An 11,829-nucleotide genomic window follows, 5' to 3' on the forward strand; every position below is an offset into this window, starting at 1 on the left:
ACTTTCGTTGGAAGAAGCGACCTACCTCCGTAGGAAGGAACGCCCTACGGCGGCATATGGCGAGGTCTGAGAGATGGGCAAAACGCACAGAAGTATGGGTCATAACATGCCATAACATGCAATAACGTGCAACAACTGAATTCGCACAAGGAAAATGCTTGGTGATTGGCGCGATTATTCGTAATTTTGCAGCAAGAAATCAATCAGATGACATTTTCGCCCCCGCAAATACTCACATCTGGTCAAGATACGAAAAAACAAGTGAAAATATCTAAAGTTGACGTGTTATTTCAAAGAAATATTGTACTTTTGCACCATCGACCATTAGAAACGAATGAAGAAGACTCTTAAGTGGTTCGGGATAGCGGTAATCACTCCCCTTCTACTGTTCATCATACTCGCCGTATTGCTCTATCTGCCGCCAGTACAGAACTGGGCGGTGAAGAAAGCGGCAGCCATCGCCTCGGAGAAGACAGGCATGGAGATCACCATAGACCATGTCCGTCTGGCCTTTCCGCTCGACCTTGGTATCGACGGATTCCGTGCCATCAAGCAGAACGACTCACTGCCACAGGTGAGAGACACCATTGCCGACGTGCGCAGGTTGGTGGTCGACATCCGTCTCCTGCCGTTGCTGAAGAAACAGGTGATCATCAAGGAGCTGGCGTTCCAGCAGGCTAAGATCAACACCAACGGCTTTATCAGCGACCTGCGTGTCAAGGGCGAGCTCGACGAACTGCGACTGTCGTCGAAGGGCATCGACCTCAATAAGGAGACGGCAGAGATCAACGGTGCCCGTCTGTCGGGTGCACGCCTCGACATCGCCCTAAGCGACACGGCAGCCGTAGACACCACAGAGTCGGCCATGAAATGGATTATCAACGCCGACTCCATCTGTGCCTCACACAGCGACCTGACGATCCACATGCCTGGCGACACGCTGAATATGGGTATCACCCTCGGCCAGGCCGTCGCCCGTCAGGCCGACATCGACCTGGGACGCGGCATCTACCGTGTGGGCAGTCTCAGTTGGCACGAAGGCCGTCTCACCTACGACGACCGTTACCAGCCAGAGGTCAAGGGGCTCGACTACAACCACATCGACATGAGTCATCTCGCACTCGACATCGACTCCATCAGTTACTCACCAGAGGGCACCTCACTGCTGATCCGTCATGCCGCCATGAAAGAGAAGAGCGGACTGGAGATCACGGCAGCCACGGGTGGTGTGCGCCTGGATCCCACCTTCAGCAACATCCGTCTGCAGGGCATGACGATGCGCACACCCGACTCTGACATCTTCGCGGAGGCCGACGTCGACTTCAACGTGGCCGACATCCAGAACCCGGGGAAGATGCATCTCCGTCTGAACGGTCAGCTGGGGAAACAGGACATCATGCGTTTCCTGGGTGACATGCCGCAGAAATTCGTGGAACGGTATCCCAACCACCCACTCGTCGTCAAGGGATCGGTAGACGGGAACATGCAGCAGATGACCTTCACAGGACTGGACATCTCACTGCCCACCGCGCTCCACCTCACCCTCAACGGCAAGGCAGAGAACCTGACGGACATGAGCCGGCTGAAGGCCGACCTCCGTCTGAACGCCCAAGCACAGGACCTCAATTTCGTCACAACGCTGGTTGACCCCAAGCTGTCGGGCAACTACCGCATACCTTATGGCATCACGCTCGACGGCACACTGAAGGCCGACGGCACACGATACACCACCGACCTCGTGGCGCGTGAGGGTAAAGGGAGCGTGAGCATGAAGGGATCGGCACAGATCCCGCTCAACAAGAAAGGCGAGATGGCGGTCGACCTGATGAGCTACGATGCCCAGATCAGCATCAACAGTCTGAACGTGCACCATTTCATGCCCAAGGACTCCATCTATACAGTATCCGCCGACATCAAGGCGAAGGGCTACGGCACCGACTTCCTGTCCAGTCGCAGTCGTCTGACAGCCAGCACCACCGTGCGCCAGATACAATACGGCAGTTGGAACCTGAAGAACCTCTCTGCCCAGGCTCATCTGCAGAACGGCCGAGGACGGGTGACCGTCACTGGTCATAACGAGCTCTTCGACGGCACGGTAGGCATCGACGCCCTGCTCAGCACCAAGAAGTTCGACGGCACAGTGAGCGCCGACCTGGCCAAGGCCGATCTCTTCCGCATGCGTCTCATGGACAAGCCACTCACCATCGGCATGTGCGGGCATCTGGACATCACATCGGACATGAAGGAGACGCATCACGTGAACGGCCTCATCAGCGAGCTTTATATCCAAGACGACAAGAAGACCTACCGTCCAGAGGATGTGGGACTGCTGGTGAGCACCACAACAGACACGACTTATGTACGGGCACAGAGCGGCGATCTCATCGTGAAGCTCGATGCCAAAGGCGGCTACGAGCGACTGCTCAGACAGATGACCACCCTCGCCGACTCCGTCATGGCGCAATACAACCAGAAGGTCATCGACCAACAAGCCATCAAACGGCTACTGCCCACCATGAAACTCCATGTGGAGAGCAAGCGCGACAATCCTATTGTCAATCTGCTGAACATCAACAATATCGACTTCAAGGAGCTGTGCGTTGACATGGCCAGCTCGCCCGAGACGGGCATCAACGGCAAGAGCCACCTCTACTCGCTCAACTACGACAGTATCCGCATCGACACCATCCGCCTGGACCTCACACAGAAAGGCGACAAGCTGACCTATCAGGGACAGATAAGTAACAACCGCCGGAACCCACAGTTCGTGTTCAATGCCCTTATCGACGGACACGTCCATGAGCACGGTGCCCTGGCAGGTGTACGCTACTACGACGACCACGGCAAGCTGGGCGTACGAATCGGTGCTACGGCAGAGATGGAGGATGGCGGTATCCGCTTCAAACTGCTGCCCGAACGACCGACACTCGGCTATAAGGAGTTCAACCTGAACGAGGACAATTTCATCTTCCTGGGCAGCGACAAGAAGATACAGGCGAAGGTCGACCTGATAGCCGACGACAAGACGGGTCTGAAGCTCTACACGGCAAACCAGGACGCATCGATGCTGCAAGACCTGACACTCTCGGTGAACCGTCTCGACCTGGGCGAGATATCCTCGGTGGTGCCCTATCTGCCGAAGGTCACAGGTAAGCTACATGGCGACTATCATATCCTGATAGACCAACAAGAGCATATCTCCGTGGTTTCCGACATGGCCGTCTACGACATGACCTACGAGGGCTCGCCCATCGGAAACATCAGCACCGAACTGGTGTATCTGATGAAGGAAGACGACACCCATGCCGTCGAGGCCCGTCTGATGCTCGACGATGAGGAGTTCGGCTTACTCAGCGGTATCTACCAGGCACCCACGACAGGCGACGACGGCAAGATCGACGCCACCTTCACGATGACCCGTATGCCACTCTCCCTGGCCAACGGTTTCGTGCCCGACCAGCTGGTGGGTCTTGAGGGCTACGGCGAGGGCACGCTGACCATCAAAGGTACCACCACCCATCCCGACGTAAACGGTGAGGTGTATGTCGACGAGGCCTATCTCGTCAGCATCCCCTACGGTATCCGCATGCGCTTCGACAACGACCCTGTACGCATCGTGGGCAGCCATCTGCTGTTGGAGAACTTCGGTCTCTATGCCTATAATGACGAGCCGCTGAACCTGATGGGCGACATCGACTTCTCGGATACCGAGCACATCGCCATGGACATGAGGATGCAGGCACGCAACCTGCTGCTGATCAACGCACGGCAAGAGGCGAAGTCGATTGCCTATGGCAAGGCATTCGTCAATTTCTACGCCCGGATGCAGGGACCATTGGAGGAGTTGAGCATGCGTGGACGACTCGACGTGCTCGGCACCACCGACCTCACCTATATGCTACTCGACTCACCGCTCTCAACAGATAACCGCATGGACGAGCTGGTGAAGTTCACAGACTTCTCAGACACGACGCAGGTTGTCGTCACGCGGCCTGTGCCCACGGGCCTGAATGCCGACCTGAACATCAACGTGTCGCAGGGCGCTCATATCGTCTGTAACCTGAACACGGAACAGACCAACTACGTCGACCTGATGGGAGGCGGAGACCTGCGCATGAGATACAATGCCGAGGGTATCAACCTCACAGGTCGCTACACCCTGGCGAGCGGAGAGATGAAATACTCACTGCCCATCATCCCACTGAAGACCTTCGCGATCAAGGACGGCAGTTATGTGGAGTTCACTGGCGACCCGATGAACCCCAGGCTGAACATCACCGCCACCGAACGCACCAAGGCGACCGTCGGCAACGAGGGCGGACAGAGCCGCAGTGTGGCCTTCGACTGTGGTGTCGTCATCACCAAGACCCTTAACGACATGGGACTGGAGTTCATCATCGACGCACCAGAGGATAACACCATCAGCAGCGAGCTCGCCACGATGTCGACGGAGGAACGCGGAAAGATCGCCGTGACGATGCTCACTACAGGTATGTACCTGGCCGACGGTAATACGGGTAACTTCTCGATGAACTCGGCCCTGAGCTCGTTCCTGCAGAGCGAGATCAACAGCATCGCCGGATCGGCACTGAAGACGCTGGACCTCAGCGTGGGCATCGACAACTCGACGGACGCCTCTGGTGGTACACGTACCGACTACTCCTTTAAGTTCGCCAAGCGATTCATGAACAACCGTCTGAAGCTACAGATAGGCGGTAAGGTATCGACAGGATCGAGCGACGCCATGGGACAGAACCAGTCGTTCTTCGACAACGTGAGTATGGAATATCGTCTGAACCAGGATGCCACAAAGTATATCAAGCTGTTCTATAACCAGAACGTCTACGACTGGCTCGAGGGTTATACAGGTGAATATGGTGGTGGTTTCATCTGGCGACGGAAACTGGATCATTTCAAGGACATCTTCCATTTCAAGAAGAAAGAGTCTTTGCCTACGCTGATGCGGCAACCAACCAGCAAGCGCGACAGTGTAAGGGTAAGGCCTTCGACAAATTCTTCCGCTGGGCCGTCTGTAGGCCCGTCCGCTGGCCCTTCGACAAGCTCAGGGACCGCGGCGGTTGCTGAGCCTGCCGAAGCAAAGAAAAAAAAGAAATTATGAAAGTAGTCAGATATATCCCCCTTCTACTTCTGCTGGCATCCTGTTCGATGACCAAGAACATCCCCGACGACGACCAGCTCTTCGTAGGCCTGACAAAGATTGTCTACGAGGATGAGAAAAACTATGCCGAGAAGAGCTACGACGACCACCTCACCACCACGAAGGAAGAGGTAGAGGCCGCCCTGGCCACAGAGCCCAACGGCTCCCTGTTCGGCAGCAGCTATATCTCCATGCCCTGGTCGTGGCACCTGTGGGTCTACAATAAATTCTCAGGCAAGAAGTCGGGCTTTGCCAAATGGATGACGAAATCGTTCGGCAAGGCTCCCGTCCTGATGAGTCAGGTGAACCCCGCCCTGCGAGCCTCGGTAGCCAGTTCCGTTCTCCGCAACAACGGCTATTTCAGAGGACACGTGAGCTACGAGGCCGTACCAAGGAAGAACCCGAAGAAAAGCAAGATCGGCTATACCGTCAGACTCGACTCCCTCTTTACGCTCGACTCGGTGGCGTACACGAATTTCCCCGCCGAGATACAAGCACTGATCGACTCCACCAGGGAGGAACGGCTCATCAACAGGGGCACACCACTGAGTGTGGCGGTCCTTGACGGAGAGCGTAACCGTATCAGTACCCTACTCAGGAACAACGGATACTATTACTTCAACCCCAGCTACACCTCGTACCTGGCCGACACGTTTGCTACCGCAGACAAGGCACAGCTGCGGCTCCAACTGGCCGACGGACTGGATGAGGCGGTGCTCCACAGATGGTATGTCGGCAAGATCGACGTGCTGTTCCGCAAGTCGATGCGCGAGACGCTCACTGACTCCATCAGTCGGCGGTTCCTGACCATCCATTTCAACGGGCGGCGCTCTCCTATCCGTCCCAGTGTGGTGTTACGCGACCTGCGCCTCCGTCCTCGTCAGGAGTTCAGCTATGACAGATACCAGGAGTCCGTTGGCAAGATCAACTCCACAGGTGTCTTCAGCAGCACGGATTTCCAGTTCACCCAGCGCCCAGGAACCGATACCCTCGACCTGCGGCTGAGTTGTGTCTTCGACAAGCCCTACGACTTCTATATCGAGGGCAACGCCATCGGGCGCACCAGTGGCCGCTACGGTCCTGAGGCAAAGATCGGTCTCACGAAACGCAATGCCTTCCGTGCCGGCGAGAAACTCGACATCAACCTGCACGGTGCCTACGAATGGGAGCGTGGCGGCGGATCAGACATGAGCAGCTATCAATACGGTGCCGATGCGTCGATTGAGTTCCCGCGTATCATCGCCCCCTTCTACAACAGCGACAGGATACGTCGCAGTCAGCGCCCTGGTGGCAGTCGTACACCTGACGGTACCAGGCGTCGGCGTCACCGTTTCTATACCACACCTGTCACCTACGCCAAAATATCAACAGACATCGTGCGCCGTCCGAAATACTACAAGATGCACGTCGTGACAGGCGAATGGACCTACCGTTGGCAGCCATCGGCAAGCAGTCGGCACGAGCTGTCGCCACTGACGGTGAAGTACCAGTATATGAACAGTCATACGGAGAAGTTCGACTCCATGATGCAGGTCAACCCCTACCTCATCGCCTCGATGTCGGACTATTTCATCCCGAAGATGCGATACTCGTACACCTATACCAGTCCGTCGTCCCTGCGTCACCCCATCCGCTGGGAGACCACCATCGAAGAGGCGGGCAACCTCGTCTCACTATGGGATATGGCGGGCGGTCACAGCTTTAACGAGAAGGGAAAGAGCTTCTTCAAGACGCCCTACTCACAGTTTGTCAAGCTAGAGACGGATCTGTCGAAGACCTGGAGCCTGAACACCACATCGCAACTGGTGGGACACGTGAATGCCGGCGTGATCTATGCCTACGGCAACAGCGACTACACCCCCTTCAGTGAGAGTTTCTATGTAGGTGGAGCCAACAGCGTTCGCGCCTTCGGCGTACGAAGGATCGGACCAGGAGCCTTTGACGGCAGCGTGCTCTCGCGACAGGCCAGCTATCTTTTCCAGAATGGCGACATCAAGTTCGTAGCCAACCTGGAATATCGCACAAGACTGTTCGGTGACCTGAACGGAGCCGTCTTCCTCGATGCAGGCAACGTGTGGAGCTTCGACGAGCTATGGGATGAGAACGACACCGACGGCGCACCTGTCGAGCATACGGCATTCAAGCCATCCAGGATGCTCGACGAGATGGCGCTGGGCACTGGCATCGGCCTGCGCTACGACCTGGGCTTCCTCGTCATACGTCTTGACTGGGGCTTGGCCCTGCACTGTCCGTACGACACGGGCAAGTCGGGATACTTCAACGTCAACCGCTTCAAAGATGCGCACACGCTGCACTTCGCCATCGGCTATCCTTTCTAAACGACATATCTCACCCATTAACACGGAATGAATATAAAAAAGTACGAGAAAACCTGCGGAATCTGAGGCTTTTTTTGTACCTTTGCAGACAATTTAAAAACAAACACTAATTGTACTAATTGTAATATAGCGCTTATGAAACCAACTCTTTTCCTGCTTGCAGCAGGTATGGGCAGCCGCTATGGCGGACTGAAACAGCTCGACGGACTGGGTCCTAACGGCGAAACCATCATGGACTACAGCATCTACGATGCCATTCAGGCCGGCTTCGGCAAAATCGTGTGGGTGATCCGCAAAGACTTTGAGGAGCAGTTCCGTACACAAATCCTCTCGAAATACGAAGGGAAAGTGAAGTGCGAGCTATGCTTCCAGGCACTCGATGCACTTCCCGAGGGATTCTCTGTACCAGAAGGTCGTCAGAAGCCATGGGGTACCAACCATGCCGTGCTGATGGGCAAGGATGTGATCAAGGAACCATTCTGCGTCATCAACTGCGACGACTTCTACAATCGCGATGCCTTCATGGTCATCGGCAAGTATCTGAGCAGTCTGCCTGAGGGGGCAAGAAACCAGTATGCGATGGTAGGCTTCCGCGTAGGAAATACGCTGTCAGAGAACGGTACTGTGGCACGTGGTGTCTGCTCAAAGAACGAGAAGAACCACCTGACGACGGTGGTGGAGCGTACAGAGATCGTACGCTGTGCCGAGGACGGCTCACAAGCAGGTGCTGCCGATCAGCCCATCCGTTATAAGGATGAGAACGGCAAATGGGTAGTCGTCGACGACAACACGCCTGTCTCCATGAACATGTGGGGCTTCACTCCCGACTATTTCGAGTATAGCGAGGCCTATTTCAAGGAGTTCCTCAGCGATCCGAAGAACATGACGAACCTGAAAGCCGAGTTCTTCATCCCTCTGATGGTCAACAAGCTCATCAATGAGAACACCGCCACCGTCGAGGTGCTCGACACCACCAGCAAGTGGTTCGGCGTGACCTATGCTGCCGACCGTGAGTCGACCGTGGCCCGTATCCAGCAGCTCGTCGACGAGGGTGTCTATCCCAATAAACTGTTTTAAATGAACATCAATATCATGAGCGAAGATCAGCTGGCTCAGTTGAGCCAGCTGATTTCCGACGCACAGAATATCATCATCACCTGTCACACCAGTCCCGACGGTGATGCCATCGGTTCTTCACTTGGCTGGGCAGAATACCTGCGCTCCCAAGGCAAGGAGCCTGTAGTCATCGTCCCTGACCAATATCCCGACTTCCTCCGATGGCTCCCCAACACGGAAAAGATCATCCGCTACGACAAGCACACAGAGAAGGCCGACATGCTCTTTAAGATTGCCGACCTGATCTTCTGTCTGGACTACAACACTCCCAGTCGAGTGGAAGAGATGCAGTCGGCACTGGTGGAATCGCCAGCCCAGCGCGTGCTCATCGACCACCATCCCAACCCCGACGTGCCTGCCGTGCTGACCCTCTCATGCCCTGAGGCATCAAGTACCAGTGAGCTGATCTTCAGTATCGTTTGGCAACTAGGAGGCTTCGAACAGCAGGACAAGCACTTCGCAACCCCTGTCTACTGTGGTATGATGACCGATACAGGAGGGTTCACGTTCAATTCCACTCGGCCAGAGATATTCTTCATCATCTCACAACTTCTCACAAAAGGCATCAACAAAGACAAGATCTACCGTAACGTCTATAATAACTACAGCGAGGATCGTCTGCGACTGATGGGGTACGTGATGTACCAGAAACTCGTCACAGACCCCGCGCGTCATGCCTCCTACTTCACCCTGACAAAGAAAGACATGCGCGACTTCCACTTCATCAAGGGCGATGCCGAAGGCATAGTCAACCTGCCCCTGCAGATCAAAGGACAGAAGCTCAGCGTCTCCTTGCGCGAAGACACGGAGAAGGAGAACGTCATCTGGGTGAGCCTGCGCTCCGTCGATGACTTCCCCTGCAACAAGATGGCGGCAGAGTTCTTCAATGGCGGCGGGCACCTCAATGCCTCTGGTGGCCGTCTATACTGTTCGATGGCTGAAGCCGAGGCCATCGTCAAGAAAGCCTTCCTAGCCTACGAAGACCTGTTGAAAAAGAGTTAAGAGTCTGGAATAAAGCGTTAAGAGTTAAGAAAATTGCCTCTGTCTGTGCAATTTCTTCCGCCTTCATGCCACATTCTTAAATAAAATAACTATTTTTGCATCGTTAAAATAAAAAAATGAAAAGAATCCTGTTCATACTGATTGCCGCTGCCGCAGTGTTTGCAAGTTGTAACGACTATGAGACCTACGGTGATAAGAAAGAGAAAGAGCGTAATGCTATTGCAAAATTCATTTCCGACTCTTCTATCGTAGTCATCTCCGAAGACCAGTTTAATCGGCAGGGGCAGACCACGGATCTGGCACGCAACGAATATGTAAAGTTCGACAAGAATGGTGTTTACATGCAGATCGTGCGTCAGGGTTGCGGAACGAAGTTACAGGATGGCGAAAAGACGAGACTTATATGCCGTTTCTCAGAATACAATCTGCTTGAGGACACCATCACCCTCTGCAACAACAACAATGAGTTGTATTATTATGGCAAGTCGGTGGTGAAGATGCCGGACATCATGCAGATATCACGTACTGGCAGTTCCTTCACAGCCTCTTTTTTGAGTGGTATCATGTACTCTGTATACAAAAGTGCCGCGGTGCCCTCTGGTTGGCTCGTGCCCCTTTCATACGTCAACGTAGGGCGCCCACAGTCGGCCGACGAAGAGTACAGCATGGTACGTCTGATTGTACCTCACTCTCAGGGGCATGCCGATGCCTCCGGCAATGTGATACCGTACTTCTATGAGATCACATTCCAGCGAGAATCATAAAGCACATTTTTAGTAATATGACACTTATCAAATCTATTTCTGGTATCCGCGGAACAATCGGTGGAGCAACTGGCGACACCCTTAATCCACTGGATATCGTAAAATTCACCACCGCTTATGCCACATTCATCGGCCGTGAGGCCAAGGGCAAGAAGGTGGTTGTGGGCCGTGACGGCCGCATTTCCGGACCCATGGTCCGCAACGTTGTAGTTGGAACGCTCATGGGTATGGGCTACGATGTCATTGACATCGGCCTTGCCACCACTCCCACTACAGAACTGGCAGTCCGTATGGCAGGCGCTGACGGTGGTATCATCATTACCGCCTCACATAATCCCCGCCAGTGGAATGCCCTGAAACTGCTCAATCGCGAGGGTGAGTTCCTGACAGCTGCCGACGGCGCTGAGGTGCTCCGCATAGCTGAAGAGGAGGACTTCAATTATGCTGAGGTCGACCAATTAGGTACCTGCACCATCGATGATACTTATAACCAGCGCCATATCGACTCCGTGCTTCAGTTGAAGTTGGTCGATTTGGAGGCCATCAAGAAACGTCAATTCCGCGTTTGTGTGGATGCCATCAACTCCGTGGGCGGCATCATTCTACCTGACCTGTTCAAAGCACTTGGCGTGGATTACGAGATCTTGAATGGCGAGTGCACAGGCGATTTCGCCCATAATCCCGAGCCACTGGAGAAAAACCTTCAGGGCATCATGGATAAGATGAAGAAAGGCGGATTCGACCTGGGTATCGTGGTTGATCCCGATGTCGACCGTCTGGCCTTTATCTGTGAGGACGGCAAGATGTTTGGCGAGGAGTACACACTCGTCAGCGTGGCTGATTACGTGCTCTCTCATACGACAGGTAACACCGTATCCAACCTCTCCTCGACTCGTGCCCTGCGCGATGTGACAGAGAAGCATGGTGGCAAATACACCGCTGCTGCCGTTGGTGAGGTGAATGTGACTACTAAGATGAAAGAAGTTGGTGCCGTGATTGGCGGTGAGGGTAATGGCGGTGTCATCTATCCCGAGAGTCACTATGGTCGTGATGCCCTTGTAGGTATCGCCCTGTTCCTCTCATCTTTGGCACAGAAAGGCTGCACAGTCAGTGAGCTTCGCGCCACCTTCCCAGAGTATCAGATAGCCAAGAACCGCATAGACCTCACACCTGAGACTGACGTCGATGCCATCCTCGTGAAGGTTAAAGAGATGTTCGCCAAGGACAACTCTGCCCAGGTGAACGATGTAGATGGTGTGAAGATAGACTTCCCTGATCGATGGGTACACCTGCGCAAATCAAACACTGAGCCTATCATCCGTGTATATAGTGAGGCCCAGACTATGGAGCAGGCCGATGACCTCGGCAAACAGCTCATGCAGGTTGTCTACGACATGCAATAAAAAGAAAAAGAGAACAATAGAAAAAGCCCACCGATTGGTGGGCTTTT

General features: G+C 54.3%; 6 protein-coding genes. All 6 read left to right on the plus strand.

The window, feature by feature from the left end; all coding sequences use genetic code 11:
* Nucleotides 1-334 precede the first annotated feature (334 nt).
* The 6 genes from BMY63_RS04100 (at nt 335) to glmM (ending at nt 11,782) form a co-directional block, all read left to right on the plus strand.
* Entirely contained in the window at nt 335-5,119 is a 4,785-nt protein-coding gene (locus tag BMY63_RS04100; RefSeq protein WP_091914865.1) for a translocation/assembly module TamB domain-containing protein, read from the plus strand.
* The gene (gene tamL / locus BMY63_RS04105) at nt 5,116-7,497 is read left to right on the plus strand and encodes a translocation and assembly module lipoprotein TamL (protein ID WP_091899856.1); all 2,382 of its coding nucleotides are present in this window, start codon (nt 5,116-5,118) and stop codon (nt 7,495-7,497) included. Before BMY63_RS04100 ends, tamL begins: the two co-directional genes overlap by 4 nt.
* Before the next feature lie 135 nt (nt 7,498-7,632).
* Nucleotides 7,633-8,574: a glycosyltransferase family protein gene (locus BMY63_RS04110; RefSeq protein ID WP_091899857.1), complete on the plus strand. Its 942-nt coding sequence runs from the start codon at nt 7,633-7,635 to the stop codon at nt 8,572-8,574.
* On the plus strand, nt 8,575-9,615 hold the full coding sequence (locus BMY63_RS04115) for a DHH family phosphoesterase (protein WP_091899858.1): 1,041 nt from the start codon (nt 8,575-8,577) through the stop codon (nt 9,613-9,615). It begins immediately after the preceding gene.
* A gap of 116 nt (nt 9,616-9,731) precedes the next feature.
* Complete coding sequence (locus BMY63_RS04120; RefSeq protein WP_091914867.1) at nt 9,732-10,379, plus strand: BamK family beta-barrel-assembly machinery protein; 648 nt, start codon at nt 9,732-9,734, stop codon at nt 10,377-10,379.
* Between the two features lie 17 nt (nt 10,380-10,396).
* Nucleotides 10,397-11,782, plus strand: a complete 1,386-nt coding sequence (glmM, locus tag BMY63_RS04125; RefSeq protein ID WP_091914869.1) for a phosphoglucosamine mutase — start codon at nt 10,397-10,399, stop codon at nt 11,780-11,782.
* Nucleotides 11,783-11,829: the final 47 nt, after the last annotated feature.

The organism is Prevotella aff. ruminicola Tc2-24, assembly GCF_900110895.1.
Lineage (GTDB): Bacteria > Bacteroidota > Bacteroidia > Bacteroidales > Bacteroidaceae > Prevotella.